Raw genomic sequence first — 22,472 nt, 5'->3', positions numbered from 1 at the left:
CATCAGTCGAAACGCTCCCAGGGGGTCAGGAAGCGCCATTGGCCGACCGGCAGATTGCCCAGATTGATGCGGCCGATGCGCACGCGCTTGAGGCCCACCACCTTGAGGCCGACCAGCTCGCACATGCGGCGGATTTGGCGCTTGCGGCCTTCGCGCAGCACAAAGCGCAGCTGGTCTTCGTTCTGCCAGCTGACCTTGGCCGGCTTCAGCTGCACGCCGTCCAGCTCCAGGCCATGGTTGAGCAGGGCCAGGTCTTCGGCGGGCAGGCGGCCGTCTTCACTCTTGACGCCGTTGCGGCCCTGGTACTCGACACGCACCAGGTATTCCTTCTCGACCGTCGAATCCTCGCCGATCAGCAGCTTGGCAATGCGGCCGTCCTGGGTCAGCACCAAGAGGCCGGTGGAGTCGATGTCCAGGCGACCGGCCGGGGCCAAGCCGCGGCTGTGGCCGATGTGGTATTTGATGCCCGAGCTGTCTTCGCTCCACTGCGCATCGGACTTGATCAGCACCGAGGCGGGCTCGTAGCCGTCTTCGGCCTGGCCGGAGACATAGCCGATGGGCTTGTGCAGCAGGATGGTGACGCGCTTGGCCTGCTCCTTGTGGGCCAACGGGTCGACCTCGATCTTGGCATCGGGCTTGACGCGCTGGCCCAGCACGGCCAGCTTGCCGTCCACGCGCACCCAGCCGGCGGCGATCCATTCATCGGCTTCGCGGCGCGAGGCCAGGCCGAGCACGCCCATCTGCTTGGACAGGCGCACGCCTTCGCTGTTGGCGTCGACAAAGACCTCGTCGCGGTCGTCACCGTCGTCGCCTTCATCGAGTTGGCGGCGCAGCTTGGCCGCTGCTTCGCGCAGATGCGCGGGCAGCTGTTCGCCGGCGCGGCTTTGCGCGCTGAGCCGGGGGTTGTTGTAGCCCGGGCCGCCGCTGTGGCGGCGCTGGTCCTGGCGGGCGAACTCGGGTCGTGCCTCGTGGCCGCCCGGGCGCTGGTTCTCGCGCGGGGCGTCACGGTAGCCTTCTCGGTTGCTGTCTCGGTAGCTGCCGCGTGGGCCGCCAAAGCCACCACCTTCGCGGCGCGGCTCCTGGGCGTAGCTGGGGCGCTGGCCTTGCCAACGGTCTTCGCGCGGGCCCGGGGCGCCGCGCTCATCGGGGTGGCGGCGCGGGCCTTGCGGGGCCTGGCCGAAACCGGGGCGGCGGTCCTCGTAACGCGGGCGCTGCGCGTCCAGTGAATCCCGTGAATCACGGAACTCGGGTCGGCCGCCGCCGTCGCGGCGCGGGTCGGGGCGACCCTCGTAACGGGGGGCCGAGCGGTTGTCGAAACGGTTGTCGAAACGGTTGTCGCCGCGGTTGTCGCCGCGGTTGTCGCCTCGGTGGTCGAAGCGTCCCTCGTTGCGGCCTTCGAATCGGCCGTCATTTCGGCCCTCATTTCGTCCATCACCGCGGCCTTCACTGCGGCCCTCATGCCGGCTCTCGAATCGCGGGCCTTCGTTGCGCCAGCCATCGCGTGCCGGCGGGCGTTGACCCGGGCCACCGGGGCGCGAATCAGGGCGACCACCTGGGCGCCCGCCAGGGCCACCGGAGCCGCTCGGCCGCTCAGCACGCGGACGGTCCGTGTCGCCGTTGCGCTGCGTCTTCTTTTGCTCGCGCTGTTCGAACTGGGCCTGACGCTGCTCGCGCTCGGCCTTGGCCGCTTCCAGGCTTTGGCGCGGGCGAGACACGCCCTTGCCGCGGATGGGCGCGCGGCGCTCGCCATCGGCACTGCGTTTGTTGCCGGAACCGGGCGGGCCTGCAGTCTTCTTGTTGAGTTTCAAAGTGGCCATGATGCCTCCGGGGTTCCGTCGAAAAAAGAGAGAAAGAAAGTCAAGGAAAAGCGAGCCCTCGCGCGCACTGGGCGCCAGCGAGGGGGCTCAGCGCCCGCGCAGGAAGAGCGCGTCCAGCTCACGCATGCTGAGCTGGCGCCAGGTCGGTCGCCCATGATTGCATTGATCGGCGCGTTCGGTGCGCTCCATATCGCGCAACAAGGCATTCATTTCGTCCAGACTGAGCTGGCGGTTGGCCCGAACCGCGCCGTGGCAGGCCATGGTGGCCAGGATTTCGTGCTGGGCGCGCTCGATGGCATGGCTGGCATCGAACTGCGCCAGCTCGGCCAGCACGCCACGGGCCAGCTCGACCACATCACCGCCGGCCAGGGCCGCCGGCCGCGCGCGCACCGCCAGCATCTTGGCCGAGAGCGGCGCCACATCGAGGCCCAGGCGCTGCAGGGCCTCGGCGTGCGCCTCGGCCGTGGCGATCTCCTGGGCCGTGGCGGCGAAGGTGACGGGGATCAGGAGCGGTTGCGATTCAATCGCCGCCGCACCCAGGCTGGCCTTGAGCCGCTCGTAGACCACGCGCTCGTGGGCCGCATGCATGTCGACGATGACCAGGCCCTGGGCGTTCTCGGCCAGCACATAGACGCCCTGGATCTGGGCAATCGCCCGGCCCAGGGGCCAGTCGTGCTCGGGCAGGGGCGTGCCGCTGCGAACAGCCAGGCCCTCGGCGCCGGGCGCAGCAGGTGCGGGGTCAGGTCTTGCGGGCTCGGCATCAGCGTTGGCATTGGCATTGGCATTGGCATGGCTGGCCGTGCTGTAGCTGAAGGCCGGTGCCGTCTGGCCGTAGAGCGTGGCCACCTCGGCCAGGCCCAGCGAGGCCTGCTTGTTGCTGCGCCAGCTGGGCGTGCCCGCGTAGAGCGGCGGGCTGGCCTCAGCGGCCTGCTGGCTTGCGGCGTGTTGAGCGGGCTGGAACCAGGCGGGGGTGCTGCCCGGCGCGGTGCGAACGGTCGGCGGCTCGGCGTCGCCCGCCGCAGGCGATGCGGCTTCCGCTGAACGCGAGGTGGCCAGCGCGTCCTGCACAGCATAGCGCACGCGCTGGTGCACCTCGCGGCCGTCGCGGAAGCGGACCTCGATCTTGGTCGGGTGCACATTGACATCGACCCGGTCGGGGGCGATCTCGATGAAGAGCACATAGCAGGGCTGGCGGTGGCCGTGCAGCACGTCCTCGTAGGCGGAGCGGATGCCGTGGGCGATCAGCTTGTCGCGCACATAGCGGCCGTTGACGTAGACGTACTGCATGTCGGCGCGGCTGCGCGCCGCCTCGGGCAGGCCGGCGCGGCCATAGATGCGCAGCGGGCCGTTCTCGGCATAGACCGGCCGGCTCTCGGCCATGAATTCGTCACCGAGCACATCGGCCAGGCGCGCTTCCGAGCTGCCGGCGCGCCATTGCTCGACCAGCTTGCCTTCGTGCCAGACGGTGAAGCCGACATCGGGCCGGGCCAGGGCGTGGCGGCGCACTGATTCCAAGCAATGGGCCAGCTCGGTGGCGTCGGTTTTCAGGAATTTGCGGCGGGCCGGTGTGCTGAAGAACAGCTCGCGCACCTCGACGCTGGTGCCGCGCGAGCGGGCGGCGGGCACCAGCTCGCCCGAGCGTGCATCCAGACGGTGGGCATGGGCGGCACCGGCAAAGCGGCTGGCCACCGCCATCTCGGCCACCGAAGAGATGGCGGCCAAAGCCTCGCCGCGGAAGCCCATGGTGGCCACCGATTCCAGTTCGTCCAGCGAGCGTATCTTGCTGGTGGCGTGGCGTTTGAGCGCCAGGGGCAGCTCTTCGGCGGGTATGCCCAGACCGTCGTCTTCCACCACGATGGCGCGCACGCCGCCCGCCATCAGCTTGACCTGGATCTGGCTGGCGCCTGCGTCCAGGGCGTTGTCCACCAGCTCGCGCACGACCGAGGCCGGCCGCTCCACCACCTCGCCGGCGGCGATCTGGCTGATCAGTTCATCGGGGAGCTCGCGGATGGTGCGGCGAGAGGCCGCCGGAGCGGGGCTGTCAGGGGAGGGCGCAGCAGAGGAGGGAGAAGACTCGGGGGTGGAAACATCCATGCCGCTATTGTAAGAAGGCCCCGCGCCTCAGCCGGGCAGGCGGGCCAGAAAGGCCGCCAAAGCCGTGTTGAAAGCCTCGGGCGCCTCCAGCGAGGGCAGGTGGGCCACGCCCGGCATGACCGTGCCGCGAGCACCCGGGATGCGTGCCACCATGGCCTCGCAGCGCGGGAAGAAGTAGCCCAGATCCAGATCGCCCCAGAGCAGCTCGGTCGGGGCACTGATCTGCTCCAGACGCGGCCAGCTGGGTTCGGCTTCGAGGGCTGTGCCCGGCGGCGTGGCGCGCAGCATGCGATCGTCCATGTCCAGGAAGAGCGCGCGTGCCGCGCCGCTGACACGGCCGGCCGGGCTGCTCGGGCCATCCAGCCAGAGGGCGGCCAGGGCTTCGTTGGCGGCAGCGAGATCGCCGGCTTCGTAGGCGGCATCGGCTGCCGCGTCCATGGCCTGTTCCTGCGCGTTGAGTTCCGGTGCCGGGACGCCATTGACCGCCGGCGCCACCAAAAAGAGACCGGCCACGCGCTCGGGGCGATCGAGCGCCGCCTCCAGCGCCAGGCGCCCGCCCAAGGAGCAGCCCACCAGCACGGCGCGAGACAAGCCCGCGGCGTCCATCACGGCCCACAGATCGGCCAGGTGAGAGAACGGCGCCGCCTGTTCGATCTCCACGCCGCCGTAGCCGCGCCGGTCATAGGCCAGCACCGTGCGCTCGGCAGCAAAGGCCTCGAGCTGGGCCAGCCAGAGTCGGTGGTCGCAGACACCGGCATGCAAGAACACCAGCGGCGGCAACTCGGAGCTTGGGTGGCGCTGCAGGTGTGCGGGCAGTCGGGCACCTGGTACCTGAAAAGTGACGGAAGTAGTCATGGCAGGCTCGTGACGATCAAGGGACGGATGGGCATTCTGGCCGAGCTGCGGCGTTCTGAGGCTTGCTGTGATGCCGCTTGTGCGCCTGGCGCGAGCGCCGGTGGGCCAAGCACGCAGGCCCTGGGGTTGGAAGACCGCTGCTTCACCACCTGCCCCGCTGCGCGCGTTGAGTGCACCATGATCACACCATGAGCACGCCATGAGCGCGCCACATGGCGGCCCCATAATGCGCCGCCATGGAACTGCTCACCTTTTTGATCGACTTCATCGTCCATGTGGACAAACACATTGCCGCCTTCGTGGCCAGCTATGGCGCCTGGGTCTATGCGCTGCTGTTTTTGATCCTGTTCGTGGAGACCGGCGTTGTCGTGATGCCTTTTCTTCCTGGCGACTCGCTGCTGTTTGTTGTCGGGGCCTTGTGCGGTGCTGGCCTGATCAGCCTGCCCCTGGTCCTGGTGGTCATGCTGGTGGCGGCCATTTTGGGCGACCAGTGCAACTACATGATCGGCCGCTACTTCGGGCCCAAGGTGTTTCAGTGGGAGCAGTCGCGCTTTTTCAACCGCCGCGCCTTCGATGCGGCCCATGCGTTCTACGAGCGCCACGGCGGCATCACCATCGTGCTGGCGCGCTTCATGCCATTTGTGCGCACCTTTGCGCCCTTTGTGGCCGGCGTGGCGGCCATGAGCCGCGCCAAGTTCAGCGCCTACAACATCATCGGTGCCCTGATCTGGGTGCTGGGCATCACCTTGCTGGGCTATGCCTTTGGCAACCTCGCCTGGGTGCAGGCCAATTTCTCCAAGATCATCTGGGCCATGATCCTGATCCCAGGTCTGTTGGCCATCGCCGGCGGATTGCGGGCCAAGCAGCAGGCCTGATTTCAGGCAGCTCGCCCTTGTTGTGCTTGCTGCTGCAGCCAGCGCAGCAAGGGCTCGAAACACACCTGGGGCGAAAAGTGCTGTCGGGCATAAGCATGGGCGGCCATGCCCATGGCGGCGCGGGCCCCGCTGTCTTCAAGCAAACGTGCGCAGGCCTCGGCGAATATGAGCGGATCGTCGCAGCGGACCAGGGCCTGGCCGCCGTCCTCGGGCAGGCCGCGCGCGCCCTCCAGCGTGCTGACCAGGGGCAGACCATGGCCCAGGGCTTCCACGCTTTTGATCTTGAGCCCGGCACCCCAGCGCACCGGGTTGATGGCGACGTCGATGCCACCCCAGGCCTGCTTGAAGTCGGCCACAAAGCCGTGGCGATGGAAGCCGGTGAACTCTGGTCGCCAACGCTCGCTCAGCCAGCCGAAGAGGTGGAGCTCGATGCCAGCCACCCGGGTGCCCAGATGGGGCCAGACCTGGTCGGCGAATCAGTCCATGCCATGCAGATTGGCCGACCAGTCGCTGCCGATCAGCCCCAGGTGGCGGCGCTTCGCCTGCATCGGCAAGGCCGCGAACTGCACCGGGTGCGGCGCCAGCAAGGCGCGCTCACCCAGGGCTGCTTGTACCCGCGCATGGTCCTCCGATTGAATCAACAACACGCGCTGGTAGCGGCTGAAAAGCGCCAGCTCCTGCTCCCAGCTCAAGCGGGTGTGCGCCGCGACGCCCTGCGCCCGGCGTGAGGCGGCGGCCTGGCTTTCGAGGTCATGGGTGTCAAGAACGGCGGCCACGCCCGAGGGCAGCAGATCACGCAAACCATGCACGCTGAGACGCTGGAAGATGCAGGCATCGAAGCGCTGGCTGGCGCAGATCTGCTGGAATCGCGCCCGTTCGGCGGCTTCGCCCTGCAGGCCAGGCGCCGCAGCATCCACGTCATGGAGCTCGGCCTGCACGCGCAGACGTGCCAGGAGCTGTCGCTCTTGCGCGCTCAGCGAGCCCAGGTAGAGCAGGCTGAGCTGGCAATGCGCACCCAACAGCCACACCATGGCCAGAACCCGGGTGCGTTCGCCGGCACCCATGCGCCAGAAGGGGATGCGCGTCACCATGAGCACGCGGGGCTTCATGCGAGGCCTTCGCCGCAAGGAGGGCGGGTGGCCTGTGCGGCCAGCAGGGCCTGGCACTGAGCCAGGACGCTGGCGACGGTGTCCTCCTGACGGTAGCTGCGGTGAGCTTCGGCAAAAGCTTGCGCGGCCAGCCGGTAACGCGGCTCCGTCAAGACATGCTGCAAGAGTTGAGGCAGTCGCCCGACCTCGTCGATCAACAGACCGGCGGCAAGGCCTTGGGTCTGCAGGCGGTGGGCGCTCATCCATTGCTCGGTTTGCATGGGCAGCAGGGCCAGCGGTTTGCCGGCCAGCAACATCAAGGCCGTGGTGCCGGCGCCGCCGTGGCACAAGGCCAGATCGCACTGCGCGCTGACCTCAGCCATGGCCAGCGGCTCGGCACTGATGTGCACCGTTCCATGGCTGTGCTGGTCCAGGGTTTTGCGGGCCACGCCGGGCACATGCACCAGGCAAGAGGCGGGCATGCGGTGGAGGGCCTGCAAGACCGTCTCCAAGGGCGCATAGCCCGGCTTCAGATAGGCAAAGATGCGCGGGCCGGGCACCTTGGGCCAGACCGGGCTTCGGCCCTGGTTCAGCAAGAACACCGGACCCAGTCGCGCGGTCTCAGCCGCACGCAGCGCGGGCGGATAGGGGTCCAGCGCTTCAAAGCTGCACAGCGCTTGCGCCTCCACGTCGAACAAGTGGGCCAGCGTCTTCAGCGGTGGTTCACCCAGGGCGGCCAGCACCTGGTTGGCATGGCCCAGGACATGGGCTTCGGAATCGGCCAAACGCGCGCCAAGGGCTGGCTGCCACCAGGCGAACTGAGGCAAAGGGTGGCGGGCCGGCGGGATGCAGAACCCATCGCCAAAATGCAGGCGGGGCAAGCCGAGGCCGCGGCTGGCCAGCAAGGCGGTCGGTGCGTGGTCGAGCACCAGCAAGTCGGGTTTCAACAGCTGCCACAGCTGCCGCCAGGCCCGGCAGATGCCGGTCAGGGCCTGCGGCTTGAGAAAGCCAGCTGGCATCAGCAACTCGGCATAGCTGATGGGGCTGGGCAGTTGCGTCAGGCGGCCCAGCCACAAGGGTGCTTGCAAGGCCGTGAAGCCATGGGGTTGCAACAGGGCTTCGGCGCCGAGCAGGTCTCTGACCACAAACACCGGGCGATGGCCCTGGGACCGCAAGGCCTGGGCCAAAGGCAGGAGGCGCGCCAGATGGCCGTAGTCCCCGCCCAGCTCCCAGGCAATCACAACAGTGGCCATCGACCGATCACTCCACACCGACAAAAAACTTTGCGAAAACAGACACGGCGCCCGGAGGCGCCGCGCTTGAAAGAGCGCGAGGCTTCCCTCAGGAAGCCTCGATCTCAAAGGCTCTGGCTGATCCCAGGGGTGGCTCAGTCTTGAGCTTGACCGCCCTTCTTGCGGCGGCTGGTGGCCGCGAGGCCAGCCAGGCTCAGACCCAGCAGGGCCAGCGAGCTGGGCTCGGGGATGTTGGCCGTGGGGCCGATGTGGAAATTGGCCGGATTGCCCCAGCTGAAGGGGTCACCCGAGCGCGCCGTGGCCGAACCGGCGCCGCCGCCACCACATTCCCACAGCGTCACCGGGCCATCGCCCTTGGCAGCCAGGGTCGGGCAATCGCCGTAACCGCCACCGCCGTCGCTGGCGAGGTCGCCGCTGACCGTGGCGATGATGTCGTAGTCCAGGGTGAAGCTTTCACCGGCGCCGATCATGCCCAGGCTGACATTGAAGTTGGCGTCATTGGCATAGCTGCTGGCGCAATCCATATAGCCGCCCAGGCTGCCCAGATCGTCGCTGACGCAGCTCTGGTTGCCGTTGATGTCCTGGCTGCGGGTGGTGCGGTCGCGGGCAATGGCCTGACCGTTCTTGCTCACTTGCAGCAGCAGGTCGGCGAAGCCCAGGCCGGTGCCGTTGATCGAGGTTTCACCGCTGTCCACATGGAAAGAGAAATTGAACAGCTGGGCCACACCGGTGGTGTTGGTGAAGGTGCGGCTGTAGCGGGTGCTGGTGGTGGCGCTGAAGTTGCCCGTACCGGTCACGCGGGCGCCGAAATAGCTGGTGGCACCGGCATCTCCATAGGTATGGAAGAACACGGAACCTTCCGCCTGGCTGCGATCCAGGTAGAAGTCGGCGCCGGTGGCAGTGGTGCTGGGCGGGCTCTCGATCATGCCGTCTTGCGTGCTGCCATTGCTCGGCAGGGCATAGGTGGCGGCGAGCGTGATTTGCCCGTCGTTGGGATTGCCCACCACCACGGGGCCGGCCAGTGCGGCGCCGGAGAGGAACGCCAGAACCCCGGCGCTGACGGTCTTGATTGGGAAATGTTGCTGTGCCATCTGAGGAATGCTTTCTGCTGCGAAATGTGAAATAGGGCACGGGTCAAGGCAGCAAGTTTCAGACCAGCTGTGGCAAATCCAGCAGTTACAGCAGGGTTTCGTTGCGATGGGCGCTCAATGGCAAGTCCACCGACATTCGGGTTTCTACGAGCTATTGCGTGATGGGCACAGGCTGACGAAACCTCAACTCAGGGCGCGATGACGCGCCAGCGGCGGGTTCTTGGCGAAATAGCGTGCGATGCCGGTGGCCAAGGCCTCAACCAGCTTGGCCTGGTACTCGGGGTCACGCAGCTTGGCCTCTTCCTCGGGGTTGGAGATGAAGGCGGTCTCGACCAGGATGGAGGGCACATCGGGTGCCTTGAGCACGGCAAAACCCGCTTGCTCGACCCGGCGCTTGTGCAAGGTGCCGACCCGGCCGATCTGGCCCAGCACCTCGCTGCCGAGCTTGAGGCTGTCCTTGATCTGGGCGGTGGTGCTCATGTCCAACATGGCCTTGAGCACGCTGGCATCCTTGACCGCCGCGTTGACGCCGCCAACCAGATCGGCCGCATTCTCGCGGTTGGCCATCCATTTCGCGGCTTGGCTGCTGGCCGCACCATCGCTGAGCGCGAACACCGAGGCGCCGCGTGCCTGCGGCGTGAAAAACGCGTCGGCGTGGATGGACACGAACAGATCGGCCTGCACACGCCGTGCTTTCTGCACCCGCTCGCGCAGCGGCACAAAGAAATCGGCATCGCGGGTCAGCAGCACGCGCATGTTCGGATTGCGGTTGAGGCGTTCGCGCAACTGCTGAGCAATGGCCAGCACCACATCCTTCTCGCGCAGGCCGCTGGGCCCGATGGCGCCAGGATCCTCGCCACCATGGCCAGGATCGAGGGCAATGACGATGAGCCGGTCCAGCTTGGCTTGCGAGGGTTCAGCCGGAGCCGGGGCGGGCAGGTTGACCTGCGGGGCCGGGGTGTTCTGCGCTGCGGGTGCAGACGCCGCACTGGCGCCGGGCTTGGCGGCGCCGGGTGCATTGAGCGCCGGTTTGTCGAGCTTGGCAATCAGCTCACCCAAGGCGTCTTGCACCGACTGCGCGGCCTCGCGCTCGGCCTGATCCTTTTCCTTGATCAGGGCTAGCAAGGGGTCGACGGCCACCTTGGGGTAGAGGTCAAACACCAGGCGGTGCTGGTAGGCGGCCACCGGCGCCAGGGTGAAGATCTGCGGCGCCACAGGCTGCTTCAGGTCCAGCACGATGCGCACCACGCGCGGCGTGTTCTGGCCCACGCGAACGCCGGCGATGAAGGGGTCGTCGGCCTTGACCTTGCCCAGCAGGCCGCGCAGATTGGGGCTGAGCTCCAGGCCATCGACATCGATGACCAGGCGGTCGGGCGCCTCCACCATGAAATGGGTAGCGGCCAAGGCCTTGTCGGATTCCAAGGTCACCCGGGTGTAGGCCTCGGCAGGCCAAACCCGCACAGCGACGATGGTACTGTTGGCGCCATGGCTGCTCGGTGCTGCAGCCGCCGCGGGCAGGCGCAGCAGCAGGGCCAGGCTGCCCATGGCCCGGAGGGCGCGGCGACGCTCGGCGCTCATACCGGGCCTCCTGGGATTTCGAGGGCCTGAAGCTCCTGCAGCAAGACCTGACCCCGTGCCGTCCCAGCGCGCAGCTCGACCGTGCGGCTGTCGTCGTTCTCGGTGTTCAGATGCACCTGCAGATCGGCATCGGGCAGCATGCCGGCGGCTTTCTCAGGCCATTCGCTGAGCTTGAGGCCGGGGGCGGTGAAGATCTCGCGAAAGCCCGCGTCTTCCCACTCGCGCGGGTCGCTGAAGCGGTAGAAATCGAAATGGCTGACGAGGCCCTGGCCGCCCCAGTCGGCGAGGTCGTAACTCTCCAGCACGGCGTAACTCGGGCTCTTGATGCGCCCGGCCACCCCCAGCGCTCGCAGCAGGTGGCGCACCAGGCTGGTCTTGCCGGCGCCGAGGCTGCCGTGCAGCTCCAGATTGGCATCACGCAAAGAAGGGCAGCGCGCCAGGCGCTCGGCAAAGGCCTGGGTGGCGGCCTCATCGGGCCAGCGCAGAGAGCGGGTTTCTAGAATGCGCAAATGACGCAGGCTCCACAACAGTCGAACACAAACAGCAAGCCGGGCACAGCGGGCTTGGATGCCGACGGCCTGATGGCCGCGCTGCGCCGCTGGGCGCTGGAGCTTGGATTCTCACAGATTGGCGTGGCCGATATCGATCTGCACAGCGCCGAAGCCGGTTTGCTGGCCTGGCTGGAGGCGGGTTTCCACGGCTCCATGCACTATATGCAAAGCCATGGCCTCAAGCGCGCGCGGCCGGCGGAGCTGGTGCCAGGCACGCTGCGGGTGCTGAGCTTGCGCATGGACTACCTGCCGCGCGACAGCGGCGCCGACTGGCAGGCCGTGGAATGGCAGCGCCTGGCCGATCCGCAGCGCGCCCAGATCTCGCTGTATGCCCGGGGGCGCGACTATCACAAGGTCCTGCGCGCCCGCCTGCAGCAGCTGGCCACACGTTTGAGCGAGGCCGTCGGCCCTTTCGGTTACCGCGTGTTCACCGATTCGGCGCCGGTGCTGGAGGTGGAGCTGGCCTCGCGCTCCGGCATCGGTTGGCGCGGCAAGCACACCCTGACCCTGCACCGCGATGTGGGCTCGATGTTCTTTCTGGGCGAGATCTACATCGACCTGCCTCTGCCGCTGAGCGAGCCGGTCACGGCCCATTGCGGGCAATGCAGCGCCTGCCTGGAGGCCTGCCCGACGGGCGCCATCGTCGCACCCTACCGGGTCGACGCGCGGCGCTGTGTGTCTTACCTGACCATCGAACATGAAGGCGCCATTCCCCGCGAGTTGCGGCCCTTGATCGGCAACCGCCTCTACGGCTGCGACGACTGCCAGTTGATCTGTCCCTGGAACAAGTTTGCCCAGAAGGCAAAGCTGGCCGATTTCGACGCCCGTCCGGCCATGGCCGGTGGTGATTTGCTGAGCTACTGGTCCTGGAGCGAGGAGCAGTTCTTGCGCCAGACCGAGGGCTCGGCCATGCGCCGCATCGGCCATGGCCGCTGGCAGCGCAATCTGGCCGTGGTCTCGGGCAATGCCTTGCGTCAGCGCGAATGGCCAGCCCTGCGCGCGGTCTTGCTGGCCCAGCGCGCCCAGGCCGGCGAGCTGCTGGCCGAGCATCTGGACTGGGCGCTGGCGCAAAACGCCGAAGTGGCCGCTACAGAAAACGCAGCACCACCAGCCACAGCGGCAGGCTGAGCATGCCCAGCAGGGTGGACAGCGTGACCAAGCCGGCGACAAAAGGCCCGTTGCCGCCCATGCGCACGGCCAGCACATAGGCACTCGAGGCGGTCGGCAGAGCGGTGAACATCAGCAAGGTGGCGCGCTGCGGCGCCGGCAGCTGCAGGGCCAGCGCCAGGCCCAGGCCGACCAGCGGCAAGGCCAGGTGACGGATGCCGAGCAGGGCGGCCGCCAGGCGCGGCGCATCACGCAGGGCGCCGAAGCGCAGGCCGGCGCCCACCGCCATCAAGCCCAGGGGCAGGGCGGCCAGGCCGATGCGGTACAGGGTCAGGGCGGCCGGTTCGGGCAGCTTCAGGCCGAGGAGATTGCCGGTCAGGCCGGCCAGGGTGGCCAGGATCAGTGGGTTGCGCGCCAGCTCGCGCACATAGCCGTGGCCGCCATGCCGGGCCAGTGGCCAGACGGCAGCGATATTGCAGATCGGCACGCACAAGGCAATCAGCAGCGCCACCCAGGCGACGCCTTGCGCGCCGTGCAGGCGTTCGGCCAGAGCCAGGGCGATAAAGGAGTTGAAGCGAAACGCCGTCTGCGCGCCCGAGGCATGCAGACGCGCATCCACACCGGGCAGGGCGCGCAGGCTGTAGGCCAGCAGCACGCCGGCCAGGCAGCTGAGCACGCCGCCCAGGGCCAGATCGGCCGTGGCGCCGGGCTGCAGCGGCGTGCGCAAGATGGAGTTGAAGAGCAGGACCGGGAACAGCAGGTAGTAGACCAGGCGCTCGGCCGCCTCCCAGACCGGGCGGTCCAGGCCGCTGTAACGGCAGAGCAGAAAACCGCAAAGAATCAGCAGGAAGTCGGGCAGCAGCAAATAGACGTCGGGCATGGGTGCCAGTGTGCCAGCGCGGCTGAGCTGACGCAGGCATGAGCCGGCATGAGCAGACCCGGAAGGGCGCATCTCCTGCTACCTCTCAGCGCGCCGGGCCTGCCACTCGGGGCGCGCTCAGGAACAGGTATCGTTGAGGCCTTGTCGCGACTACCGGCTTCTTGCCCGCACCATGGCTGTTGTTGTTCCATCGTCCCACCCGGCCCGCATTGCTTCTTCGACCCTTGTGACGGGCGCTGCGCGCCGCCGCTTCTTGCTCTCGCTCGGTGCGGCCGTCGTGGGCAGTGCCTGGTTGGCCCGCCCGGCCCAGGCTTTCAAGTACGAGGACCAGGAGTTCGAGGACAAGATCCAGCTGGCCGGCAGCAGCTTGGTCCTCAATGGCGTGGGCAAGCGCGCCGTTTCGATTCTTCGCGGCTATGTGGCAGGTTTGTACCTGAGCCACAAAGCCACCTCACCCGAGGCCGTCTATGCCACATCGGGACCCAAGCGGGTGCAGATCCGCATGTTGCTGGAGGTGGGCGCCGAGGAGTTCGTCAAGGCTGTCAACAAAGGCGTGGGACGCAACTGCAGCGAGGCAGAGAAAGAAGCGCTGGCCACACGGCTGCCGCTGTTCACGCAAAACCTGCAATCGGTGGGCAAGGTGCGCAAGAACGACCTGATCAACATCGATTTTCTGCCCGAGCAGGGCACGGTGTTGATCGTGAACGGCAAGCAATGGGGTCAGGCCGTGCCTGGGGCTGATCTGTACACCGCATTCCTGAAGGTGTTTTTGGGCGAGAAACCCGTGGACAAGCGCCTTAAGGCCGGCTTGCTGGGCGAAGCCACCAGCTGATCTGCGCAGGCTACGTAGAAATGCGAGCCGGACTGCTCGGCGACCGGGCTAGGATGGTGAGAAATTCACCCTTGGAGATTGGCATGACCCTGAAGCACCCGAAGCGCAAGACCTCGCAGAGCCGGAACATCAACCGCCGCCGCGCCTGCCTGCGCGCCAGCGTGGCGGCCGCCGGCAGCCTGATGCTGGGCCTGGGGGCGGTGAGTTCGGCCCAGGCCCAGGCAGCCTATCCCAGCGCCAAGCCGGTGCGCCTGATCGTGCCCTTCGCTCCGGGCGGCACCACCGACATCATCGCCCGCGTGGTGGCTGAAAAGGTCAACCAGGCCTTGGGTCAAACTATGTTGGTCGAGAACAAGGCCGGTGGCGGCGGCAAGATCGGGGCCAATGAAATCTCCAAGGCGGTGGCCGATGGCTACACCCTGGGCGTGGCCACGGTGTCCACCACGGCGGCCAACCCGGCCATCGACCCCAAGATCCCCTACAACCCGATCAGCGACTTCACACCCATCATCAATATGGCGGCCACGCCGAACGTGATTGCGGTGCACCCGAGCTTTCCCGCCCGCGACTACAAGAGTTTTGTGGCCGAGCTGAAGAAGAGCCCGGGCAAACACAGCTACGCCAGTTCGGGCACCGGCGGCATTGGCCATCTGCAGATGGAGCTGTACAAGAGCTTGTCCGGCGTTTTCGTGCTGCACATCCCGTACCGCGGCGCGGGCCCGGCCCTGAACGACACCGTGGCTGGCCAGGTGCCCATCATTTTCGACAACCTGCCTTCGGCGCTGCCCTTCATCAAGGATGGCCGCTTGATCCCCATCGTCGTGGCTGCACCCAATCGCTTGGCGGTGCTGCCCAATGTGCCCACGTTCAAAGAGGTGGGTCTGGAGCCGGTCAATCGCATGGCCTACTACGGTGTGCACGGCCCCAAGAACCTGCCCAAGGACGTCGTGGCCAAGGTGCATGATGCAGTCAAGAAGACGCTGGAGCTTCCCGACGTCAAGAAGCGCATCGAGGACACCGGTTCCCTGATCGTTGCCAACACCCCCGAGCAGTTCGCCGCCCAGATCAGTGCCGAGTTTGATGTCTACAAAAAGGTCGTCGAGAAGCAAAAGCTCAAGCTCGACTGAGGCCGAGGGCGCTTTGCACACGGCCGCGCAGCGCGTGGCCGAACTCGCCAGTCAGCAGGGCATCGAGGCTTTTGTCGAGGCCCTGTGGCTGGAGGACGGCTTGGCCGGCAATTCTTTGCAGGCCTATCGGCGTGACCTGACCCTGTTGGCCCAATGGCTGGCTGCGCACGCACAGCGCTCGCTCGACGCCTGCAGCGAGGCCGATCTGCATGCCTATGCCATGTCCCGCCACGCGGGCAGCAAGACCAGCAGCGCCAACCGGCGACTGAGTGTGTTCAAACGCTACTTCCGTTGGGCCCTGCGTGAGCAGCGCCTGGCGCAAGACCCGACCCTCAAGCTGGCCAATGCCAAGACCCCGCTGCGCGTGCCCAAGCTGCTCAGCCAGGCCCAGGTCGAAGCCTTGTTGCAGGCGCCTGATGTGGGCAACGAGCTGGGCCTGCGTGACCGCGCCATGCTGGAGCTGATGTATGCCAGCGGCCTGCGCGTGACCGAACTGGTGACGCTCAAAAGCGTGCACGTCGGTTTTCGCGAGGCGGTGCTGCGCATCACTGGCAAGGGCAGCAAGGAGCGCCTCGTGCCCTTCGGTGAAGAAGCGCATGGCTGGCTCTTGCGCTATCTCCAGGAAGCCCGACCCACGTTGCTCAAAGGCCAGTCCTGCGAGGCCTTGTTCGTGACCGTGCGCGGCGAAGGCATGACCCGCCAGATGTTCTGGACCCTGGTCAAGAAGTACGCGCTGCAAGCCGGCATCCTGAGTCCCATCTCACCGCACACCTTGCGCCACGCCTTCGCCACCCATTTGCTCAACCATGGCGCCGATCTGCGCGTGGTGCAGCTGTTGCTGGGTCATGCCGATCTGTCCACGACCCAGATCTACACCCACGTCGCCCGCGAGCGCCTCAAGCTCATCCACGCCCAACACCACCCACGAGGCTGAGCCGGGACCGAGGATCAGCCCTGCGGCTGATTCGACGCCCGGCGAAGGACCGGCCGCGTCTCGCGCGGTCGGGCTGGGCGTGACGGGACCGAGGATCAGCCCACCGGCAGCGGCGAGGGCGGCTTGATCTCTTCCAGGCAGATCATCGAGCGGATGTCGGCCACGCCGCGGATCTGCATCAGACGGTCGGTCAGGAACTGGGACAGCGACTTCAGGTCGCTGGCCACCACCTTGAGCAGGTAGTCGCAGTCGCCCGAGACGGTGTGGCATTCCAGGATCTCGGGGAAGTCGCGGATCAGGCCCTCGATCTCGCGCACCCGGTCAAAGGCCTCGCCGTCGATATTGAGGCTGACAAAGGCCGTCACGCCCAGGCCCAGGCTTTGCGGCGTCACCAGGGCGCGATAGCCACGCAGCACACCGCGCTCCTCCAGGGCCTTGACGCGCCGGAAACACTGAGGGGGCGAGAGATGCACCTGCGCCGCCAGCTCCACATTGGAGGCCCGGCCATCGCGCTGCAGGGCCTCGATCAGGCGGCGGTCGATGGTGTCCAGCTTGGTGGCGGCGTCGGTCATGGCGGGCTGTGGGGGGGCTTGGGAACGGGCTTGGGAACGAGCGTGGTAAGGGGCAAGACAGAGATTGGCGGGCATTTGCGGCGCAAGTTCAGTCTTGTGTCACGGCAGGGGCGCGACAATTGCGGCCATGGATCATAGTTTTCTCTCCGCCTTCATCCTGCTCTTGCTGGTGCTGGACCCGCTCGGCAGCTTGCCCATTTTCATCGGCATCATGCGCGAGGTGCCCAAGGAGCGCCGGGCCCGCGTGGCCACCCGCGAGGTGGGCCTGGCCGCCATCGTGCTGCTGGCCTTCATGTTCTTTGGCGACAGCTTTTTGAGCGTCATGCACCTGTCCGAGCGTTCGCTCGAAGTGGCCGGTGGCGTGATTCTGCTGATCATCGCCATCAAGATGATCTTCGGCAGCGCCGGTGAATCGGCCTACGGCCTGGAGCCGGGCAAAGAGCCCTTCATCTTCCCGCTGGCCGTGCCCTTGCTGGCCGGCCCCTCGGCCATGGCGACCGTGCTGCTGCTGGCCTCGCGCCAGCCCGAGCGCATCTGGGACTGGATCGGCGCGCTGTGCGCGGCCATGTGGGTCTCGGGCCTGACCCTGCTGATGGCCGATCGCATCCGCCGCCTGCTCGGCGATTCGGTGATCTCGGCCATCGAGAAGCTGATGGGCCTGGTGCTGACCGCGATTGCGGTGGAGATGTGCCTGGCCGGCCTCAAGCGCTATTTCATCGGCGGCCTCTGAGCACTGCCCTCGAAGACACAAGCCCGGCGTGCCGGGCTTGTGCTTTTTTCAGCCAAGCACAGAACCTTTTCTTCGTTCAAACCCTTAAGGGCAAACCCTAGAGTTGCGGCTCCACAAAACGGTGCGGTCGGCGTGAGCCGAACAGACCGACACCCGACATGCCAGCCACCGCAGCACCGTGCTGCGGTCGGACTGGCGGATGTTTGCAACCGAGGGAAATTGCTCCACATGAAATCTCCGACCCTGTTCCGCAGCAGGCCGGCGCCGCTGGCTATGGCTGTCTTCCTGGCCTATGGCCTGCCGCACGCCGCCGCTCTGGCCCAAACTCCTGCCCAGCCTCCTGCCGCCAGCACCGACACCTTGCCCCAGGTGCAAGTGACCGGCTCGCGCATCTCGCGCGCCCAGGCCGAGGGCCCGGCCGCCGTCACCGTGCTCAAGTCCGAGGACATCACCCGCCTCGGCTTCAAGAATGTGGGCGACGCGCTCGCCTCGCTGACCGAGAACACCGGCTTCACCCAGGGTGAGGACTTCGGCAACACCTTCACCCCGGCGGCCAATGCCATCAGCCTGCGCGGCCTGGGGCCCAACCACACGCTGACCCTGGTCAACGGCCGCCGCGTGGCGGACTACCCGACGGCCTACGAAGGCTCGGTCAACTTCGTCAACACTGCCAACATCCCGGCCGCCCTGATCGACCGCATCGAGGTGCTGAACGGCGGCGCCTCGGCCATCTATGGCTCGGACGCGATCGCAGGCGTGATCAACATCATCCTCAAGAAGCATGTCGACAGCACCCAGCTCAACCTCAAGCTGGGCGGCACCCAGCGCGGCGGCGGTGAGAACGCCCGCGCGCAGCTGACCGGCGGCCTGGAGTCCGGCGCCCTGAGCCTGGTCTATGCCGTGGAGCTGAGCAAGCGCCAGCCGATCTGGAGCCGCCAGCGTGAGTTCATGGCCGACACCACCTTGACCGGCGCGGCGCCGACCGTGATCTTTGGCCGCAAGGATGCCAAAAGCAACAAGTACATCACGCCGGACGCAGGCGCTTGCGAAGGCGCGGCCGGGTTGTTCGACGGCTCGGTCAAGTCCTTCACGGCCAAGTCGGGCACCTACTGCGGCAGCGGTCGTGGTTCGCCGAGCTTCTGGACCACCCAGACCGGCAACCAGAGCGAGAACTTCGCCGGCCTGCTGAACTATGGCCTGAACGCCCACACCGAGTTCTACGCCGAGGCCCTGCTCGGTTTCACCCGCACCGAGAACAACACCCGCGGCCCGAGTTGGACCTCGCTGAGCGCCAGCAACGGCTACTTCGTCAATGCCAACAGCGGCAAACTGGAAACCTGGAGCCGGCGCTTTGCACCGGAGGAAATCGGCGGCGCCGAAGCCTTCAACCGCGAATGGAAAGACCGAGCCCACAATCTGGTGCTGGGCGTGCGTGGTGATCTGCAAGGTACGAGCTGGAGCTATGACCTGGGCTTGAACAGCTCGGGCTACAAGAGCAAGCTGAACCGGCCGCGCCTGCTGGCCACGGTGGACAGCTTCTTCCTCGGTGCCCAGCAGGGCGTCAATGCCGACGGCGTGCCGATTTACAAGCCCGACAGCGCGCGCCTGTTCAAGGCCCTGACACCGGCCGAGTACGCCAGCATCTCGTCCAGCAACCAGTCTGACGACCGCGCCTGGACCCGCAACGTCAGCGCCACCGCCAACGGCGAAGTGCTGCAGCTGCCCGCGGGCCCGCTGCGCGCCGCGGTGCTGGCCGAGGTGGGCAGCCAGGGCTTTGAGAACAAGGCCGATCCGCGCCTGGGCCAAGGCCTGTTCTACGCCACCAGCGAAGTGGCCAATGTCAGCGGTGATCGCACCCGCTGGGCTTTGGGCACCGAGCTGAACGCACCCCTGACCCGCGAACTCACGGGCACGCTGGCGGGCCGCTACGACAGCTACAAGTTTGCCGGTCGCGACACCAGCGCCTTCACTTACAACGCCGGTCTGGAGTTCCGCCCCAACAAGGAGTTGCTCGTGCGCGCCCAGCACGCGACCAGCTTCCGCGCCCCGGACATGAGCTACATCTTCACGGCCGAGAGCCGCGGCTATTACGCCTCGGCCAACGACTATTACCGCTGCGCATTGGCGGGCCAGGCGCTGGACAAATGCGACTTTGCAGGCATCCAGCCGAACTACGTCAAGAACGGCTCCAAGGACCTGAAGAGCGAGAAGGGCAAGTCCTGGGGTCTGGGCCTGGTCTGGTCGCCGAGCAGCGAGTTCGATGCCTCGCTGGACCTGTGGAAGATCTCGATCAGCGATCTGGTCACCGACCTCAGCAGTGACAAGATCCTGCGCGACGAGGCTGACTGCCGCACCGGCAAGCAAAACATCAGCAGCCCGACCTGTGTGGACGCGATTGCCCGCGTGCGCCGCAACCCGGCCGACGCGGTGCTGCGCCCGGGCGAGGTCAAGGAGATCGTGGTCAACCCGATCAACGCGGCGGTGCAAAGCACCTACGGCTTCGACATCAGCAGCCGCTACAGCCTGAAGACGGCCACAGCCGGCAACTTTGTCTTCTCGGCCAAGTACACCCAGGTGCAGAGCTACAAGTACGCTCAGTTCGAAGGTGACGAGGCGAGCAACCAGGTCGGCACCCGCAGCTTCAGCGACTGGCCCAACAAGCTCATCACCAGCGTGAACTGGCGTTACGGCGCCTTCAACACCACCCTGGCCGGCCTGCGCAACGGCAAGATCGTCAGCAGCGACGGCAAGGGCTGGATCTCGCCGAAGTGGAGCTTCAATGCGAGCAGCAGCTATGAGCTGAACAAGAGCAGCAGCGTCACTCTGATCGTCAACAACCTGGCCAACAGCGTGCGCAAGGATGACAGCGGCGGCTGGCCCTACTACCCGGTGGGCTACTACCTGCCGCATGGCCGCCAGTTCTGGCTGGAGTTCAACCACGTGCTCGGCAAATAAGGGCAGGGGCGGGGCGGTGCGAGTCGCGGCTCATCGGCTCGCTGCGGCCTCGCCTGCGCAGGCCGGTGTGGGCCCACACGGTGAATGGGTTGGCCGCGGCTGAGTCGGCTCAAGCCGTTTCGCCTTTGCTCACCGCTTCTGCGCAAGCCTTCATCGACACCGCAGGCTCTCCGTGAGGAGTCCTGCGGTTCTTTCTTTCTCCCGTTGGGCCTGGTCTCGCCATGCCTTGCACGATGCGGAAACATGTTTTCATATGGTGAATTCCACCCATGCTGCGCCGCCGCAAAATTTCTCATGATGGTGAAATGCTTTTCACGATCAGAAATTTAAAACTTAAGTCATTGAATTTTATAGATAAAAAATTAAGTCTTATATAAGACATAAGTGTTCCGCAAGACGGCTCGGAGGGCTAATCTTGAGCCCAACAAAGCTTCTTCTTTGTTCGGCCCTTCAGCCGCAGGACCTGGATGCCAAACCCAGCCCGGTCCCGACGCTGAAATCGGCGCCAGCAGATCAAGCCTTGGTTTCCAAGTTTCGATATCGCACCACCCACTTGCAGGAGCACACCATGAGCATCGCCACCCGTGAACAGCAAATCGCCGCCCTCGAAAAAGACTGGGCCGAGAACCCGCGCTGGAAGGGCATCAAGCGCGGCTACACCGCCGCCGATGTCGTGCGCCTGCGTGGCTCGCTGCAGATCGAACACACCCTGGCCAAGCGCGGCGCCGAGAAGCTCTGGGGCCTGGTCAACACCGAGCCCTTCGTCAACTCGCTGGGCGCCCTGACCGGCAACCAGGCCATGCAGCAGGTCAAGGCCGGCCTCAAGGCCATCTACCTGTCGGGCTGGCAGGTCGCCGGTGACGCCAACAGCAATGGCGAGATGTACCCCGACCAGTCGCTGTACTCGGTCGACTCGGTGCCCAAGGTCGTCAAGAAGATCAACGCCACCTTTGCCCGCGCCGACCAGATCCAGTGGAGCGAAGGCAAGAACCCCAGCGACCCGGACTACCGCGACTACTTCGCCCCCATCGTGGCCGATGCTGAAGCCGGTTTCGGCGGCGTGCTGAATGCCTTCGAGCTGATGAAGGCCATGATCGAGGCCGGCGCCGCTGGCGTGCACTTCGAAGACCAGCTGGCTGCGGCCAAGAAGTGCGGCCATATGGGCGGCAAGGTGCTGGTGCCCACCCGTGAGGCCGTGGCCAAGCTGGTCGCCGCCCGCCTGGCAGCCGATGTCATGGGCACGCCCACCGTGCTGCTGGCCCGCACCGATGCCGAAGCCGGCGATCTGGTCACCAGCGACATCGACGACAACGACAAGCCCTTCTGCACTGGCGAGCGCACCGTCGAAGGCTTCTTCCGCACCAAGAACGGCCTGGACCAAGCCATCAGCCGGGGCCTGGCTTACGCCCCTTACGCCGACATGATCTGGTGCGAAACTGGCAAGCCGGATCTGGCCTTCGCCAAGGCTTTCGCCGACGCCATCCACGCCAAGTTCCCGGGCAAGCTGCTGGCCTACAACTGCTCGCCGTCCTTCAACTGGAAGAAGAACCTGGACGACGCCACCATCGCCAAGTTCCAGCGCGAGCTGGGAGCCATGGGCTACAAGTACCAGTTCATCACCTTGGCCGGCTTCCACAGCCTGAACTACAGCATGTTCAACCTGGCCTACGGCTACGCTCGCAACAATATGAGCGCTTTCGTGGAACTGCAGGAAGCTGAATTCGCCGCCGCCGACAAGGGCTTCACCGCCGTCAAGCACCAGCGCGAAGTCGGCACCGGCTATTTCGACGCCGTGACCACCACCATCGAACGCGACGCCTCCACCGCCGCGCTCAAGGGTTCCACCGAAGACGAACAGTTCTTCGAAGCCAAGCACGGCTGAACTCTCTGATCGCGCCCTGAACGGCAGGCCCGGCTCCCACGAGGAGACCGGGCTTTTTGTTTTCAGCTGCTTGGACTGACGGTTCTCGGCACGTTGCAGACCTCGGCTGTCTTGTTCTTTCTCGCTGCGGTGGCTCGGCCCGCCGCCGGGCTCATGGTTCGCGGGTCGGCTCGGGCGAGCCGACTCCCCTCGCTGCTCACTCCGCGGCTCAGCGGCGCCAAACTCCCTCCGTTCGCTGCGCTCACTGTGGT

General features: G+C 66.4%; 19 protein-coding genes. 8 read left to right on the top strand and 11 right to left on the bottom strand.

The features are described from left to right. Positions 1-2: 2 nt before the first annotated feature. The 3 genes from AC1Q6P_RS15395 to AC1Q6P_RS15385 form a co-directional block, all read right to left on the bottom strand. A complete protein-coding gene (locus AC1Q6P_RS15395) occupies positions 3-1,817 on the bottom strand; it encodes a pseudouridine synthase (RefSeq protein WP_492664977.1) in 1,815 nt (604 codons plus the stop codon). Positions 1,818-1,904: 87 nt separating this feature from the next. Beyond that, positions 1,905-3,911: a DNA mismatch repair endonuclease MutL gene (mutL, locus tag AC1Q6P_RS15390; RefSeq protein ID WP_492664976.1), complete on the bottom strand. Its 2,007-nt coding sequence runs from the start codon at positions 3,909-3,911 to the stop codon at positions 1,905-1,907. Between the two features lie 27 nt (positions 3,912-3,938). Continuing rightward, on the bottom strand, positions 3,939-4,766 hold the full coding sequence (locus AC1Q6P_RS15385; protein ID WP_492664975.1) for an alpha/beta fold hydrolase: 828 nt from the start codon (positions 4,764-4,766) through the stop codon (positions 3,939-3,941). A 236-nt stretch (positions 4,767-5,002) separates the two neighbouring features. On the opposite strand from AC1Q6P_RS15385, the gene AC1Q6P_RS15380 reads away from it, so the two are divergent. After that, a complete protein-coding gene (locus AC1Q6P_RS15380) occupies positions 5,003-5,641 on the top strand; it encodes a DedA family protein (protein WP_171826355.1) in 639 nt (212 codons plus the stop codon). A gap of 2 nt (positions 5,642-5,643) precedes the next feature. Here the strand turns inward: AC1Q6P_RS15380 and AC1Q6P_RS15375 are convergent, their stop codons facing one another. The 6 genes from AC1Q6P_RS15375 to tsaE form a co-directional block, all read right to left on the bottom strand. After that, positions 5,644-6,093, bottom strand: coding sequence for a glycosyltransferase family 4 protein (locus AC1Q6P_RS15375; RefSeq protein WP_492665047.1), 450 nt, complete (start codon positions 6,091-6,093; stop codon positions 5,644-5,646). Between the two features lie 24 nt (positions 6,094-6,117). Beyond that, positions 6,118-6,750, bottom strand: coding sequence for a hypothetical protein (locus tag AC1Q6P_RS15370; protein ID WP_492664974.1), 633 nt, complete (start codon positions 6,748-6,750; stop codon positions 6,118-6,120). Then, positions 6,747-7,982 (bottom strand): glycosyltransferase, encoded by a 1,236-nt coding sequence (locus AC1Q6P_RS15365; RefSeq protein WP_492664973.1) that lies wholly within the window; start codon positions 7,980-7,982, stop codon positions 6,747-6,749. Before AC1Q6P_RS15365 ends, AC1Q6P_RS15370 begins: the two co-directional genes overlap by 4 nt. 134 nt (positions 7,983-8,116) lie before the next feature. Then, the gene (locus AC1Q6P_RS15360) at positions 8,117-9,073 is read right to left on the bottom strand and encodes a PEP-CTERM sorting domain-containing protein (protein ID WP_492664972.1); all 957 of its coding nucleotides are present in this window, start codon (positions 9,071-9,073) and stop codon (positions 8,117-8,119) included. A 183-nt stretch (positions 9,074-9,256) separates the two neighbouring features. Beyond that, a complete protein-coding gene (locus AC1Q6P_RS15355) occupies positions 9,257-10,651 on the bottom strand; it encodes an N-acetylmuramoyl-L-alanine amidase (protein ID WP_492664971.1) in 1,395 nt (464 codons plus the stop codon). Beyond that, positions 10,648-11,160 carry a tRNA (adenosine(37)-N6)-threonylcarbamoyltransferase complex ATPase subunit type 1 TsaE gene (tsaE, locus tag AC1Q6P_RS15350; RefSeq protein WP_223696581.1) on the bottom strand — a complete coding sequence of 171 codons (513 nt, stop codon included), beginning with the start codon at positions 11,158-11,160 and terminating at the stop codon, positions 10,648-10,650. Before tsaE ends, AC1Q6P_RS15355 begins: the two co-directional genes overlap by 4 nt. Before the next feature lie 72 nt (positions 11,161-11,232). On the opposite strand from tsaE, the gene queG reads away from it, so the two are divergent. Next, positions 11,233-12,330, top strand: coding sequence for a tRNA epoxyqueuosine(34) reductase QueG (queG, locus tag AC1Q6P_RS15345; protein ID WP_492665046.1), 1,098 nt, complete (start codon positions 11,233-11,235; stop codon positions 12,328-12,330). On the opposite strand, the gene AC1Q6P_RS15340 is transcribed toward queG, so the two are convergent. Then, positions 12,290-13,189: an AEC family transporter gene (locus tag AC1Q6P_RS15340; protein ID WP_492664970.1), complete on the bottom strand. Its 900-nt coding sequence runs from the start codon at positions 13,187-13,189 to the stop codon at positions 12,290-12,292. The genes queG and AC1Q6P_RS15340 overlap by 41 nt on opposite strands. A gap of 172 nt (positions 13,190-13,361) precedes the next feature. Between AC1Q6P_RS15340 and AC1Q6P_RS15335 the strand changes: the two genes are divergently transcribed. The 3 genes from AC1Q6P_RS15335 (at position 13,362) to xerD (ending at position 16,082) form a co-directional block, all read left to right on the top strand. Beyond that, a complete protein-coding gene (locus AC1Q6P_RS15335; RefSeq protein WP_492664969.1) occupies positions 13,362-14,021 on the top strand; it encodes a chalcone isomerase family protein in 660 nt (219 codons plus the stop codon). A 182-nt stretch (positions 14,022-14,203) separates the two neighbouring features. Beyond that, positions 14,204-15,148, top strand: a complete 945-nt coding sequence (locus tag AC1Q6P_RS15330) for a tripartite tricarboxylate transporter substrate binding protein BugE (RefSeq protein WP_171826443.1) — start codon at positions 14,204-14,206, stop codon at positions 15,146-15,148. Then, the gene (gene xerD / locus AC1Q6P_RS15325; protein WP_171826349.1) at positions 15,102-16,082 is read left to right on the top strand and encodes a site-specific tyrosine recombinase XerD; all 981 of its coding nucleotides are present in this window, start codon (positions 15,102-15,104) and stop codon (positions 16,080-16,082) included. Before AC1Q6P_RS15330 ends, xerD begins: the two co-directional genes overlap by 47 nt. Positions 16,083-16,177: 95 nt before the next feature. Here xerD and AC1Q6P_RS15320 read toward each other — a convergent pair whose 3' ends face one another. Then, the gene (locus AC1Q6P_RS15320; protein WP_171826348.1) at positions 16,178-16,654 is read right to left on the bottom strand and encodes an Lrp/AsnC family transcriptional regulator; all 477 of its coding nucleotides are present in this window, start codon (positions 16,652-16,654) and stop codon (positions 16,178-16,180) included. 127 nt (positions 16,655-16,781) lie between these two features. Here AC1Q6P_RS15320 and AC1Q6P_RS15315 point away from each other — a divergent pair, with 127 nt between their 5' ends. From AC1Q6P_RS15315 to aceA, 3 genes are all read left to right on the top strand, one after another. Continuing rightward, positions 16,782-17,384 (top strand): MarC family protein, encoded by a 603-nt coding sequence (locus AC1Q6P_RS15315; RefSeq protein WP_102766697.1) that lies wholly within the window; start codon positions 16,782-16,784, stop codon positions 17,382-17,384. A 228-nt stretch (positions 17,385-17,612) separates the two neighbouring features. Then, positions 17,613-20,339 carry a TonB-dependent receptor plug domain-containing protein gene (locus AC1Q6P_RS15310; RefSeq protein ID WP_492664968.1) on the top strand — a complete coding sequence of 909 codons (2,727 nt, stop codon included), beginning with the start codon at positions 17,613-17,615 and terminating at the stop codon, positions 20,337-20,339. Positions 20,340-20,907: 568 nt separating this feature from the next. Then, complete coding sequence (gene aceA, locus AC1Q6P_RS15305) at positions 20,908-22,221, top strand: isocitrate lyase (RefSeq protein ID WP_492664967.1); 1,314 nt, start codon at positions 20,908-20,910, stop codon at positions 22,219-22,221. Positions 22,222-22,472: the final 251 nt, after the last annotated feature.

The organism is Roseateles sp. GW835-FHT13E02 (genome assembly GCF_058794035.1).
Note: the sequence above shows the minus strand (reverse complement) of the source record. Positions and strands in the feature narration are given on the sequence as shown.

Coding starts and splice junctions, on each gene's coding strand:
- AC1Q6P_RS15355 (WP_492664971.1), bottom strand. CDS start 10,651: ATGAGCGCCGAGCGTCGCCGCGCCCTCCGGGCCATGGGCAGCCTGGCC.
- AC1Q6P_RS15315 (WP_102766697.1), top strand. CDS start 16,782: ATGGATCATAGTTTTCTCTCCGCCTTCATCCTGCTCTTGCTGGTGCTG.
- AC1Q6P_RS15335 (WP_492664969.1), top strand. CDS start 13,362: ATGGCTGTTGTTGTTCCATCGTCCCACCCGGCCCGCATTGCTTCTTCG.
- AC1Q6P_RS15365 (WP_492664973.1), bottom strand. CDS start 7,982: ATGGCCACTGTTGTGATTGCCTGGGAGCTGGGCGGGGACTACGGCCAT.
- AC1Q6P_RS15310 (WP_492664968.1), top strand. CDS start 17,613: ATGAAATCTCCGACCCTGTTCCGCAGCAGGCCGGCGCCGCTGGCTATG.
- AC1Q6P_RS15380 (WP_171826355.1), top strand. CDS start 5,003: ATGGAACTGCTCACCTTTTTGATCGACTTCATCGTCCATGTGGACAAA.
- AC1Q6P_RS15340 (WP_492664970.1), bottom strand. CDS start 13,189: ATGCCCGACGTCTATTTGCTGCTGCCCGACTTCCTGCTGATTCTTTGC.
- mutL (WP_492664976.1), bottom strand. CDS start 3,911: ATGGATGTTTCCACCCCCGAGTCTTCTCCCTCCTCTGCTGCGCCCTCC.
- queG (WP_492665046.1), top strand. CDS start 11,233: ATGGCCGCGCTGCGCCGCTGGGCGCTGGAGCTTGGATTCTCACAGATT.
- AC1Q6P_RS15360 (WP_492664972.1), bottom strand. CDS start 9,073: ATGGCACAGCAACATTTCCCAATCAAGACCGTCAGCGCCGGGGTTCTG.
- AC1Q6P_RS15395 (WP_492664977.1), bottom strand. CDS start 1,817: ATGGCCACTTTGAAACTCAACAAGAAGACTGCAGGCCCGCCCGGTTCC.
- AC1Q6P_RS15330 (WP_171826443.1), top strand. CDS start 14,204: ATGCTGGGCCTGGGGGCGGTGAGTTCGGCCCAGGCCCAGGCAGCCTAT.
- xerD (WP_171826349.1), top strand. CDS start 15,102: ATGTCTACAAAAAGGTCGTCGAGAAGCAAAAGCTCAAGCTCGACTGAG.
- AC1Q6P_RS15320 (WP_171826348.1), bottom strand. CDS start 16,654: ATGACCGACGCCGCCACCAAGCTGGACACCATCGACCGCCGCCTGATC.
- AC1Q6P_RS15370 (WP_492664974.1), bottom strand. CDS start 6,750: ATGAAGCCCCGCGTGCTCATGGTGACGCGCATCCCCTTCTGGCGCATG.
- aceA (WP_492664967.1), top strand. CDS start 20,908: ATGAGCATCGCCACCCGTGAACAGCAAATCGCCGCCCTCGAAAAAGAC.
- AC1Q6P_RS15385 (WP_492664975.1), bottom strand. CDS start 4,766: ATGACTACTTCCGTCACTTTTCAGGTACCAGGTGCCCGACTGCCCGCA.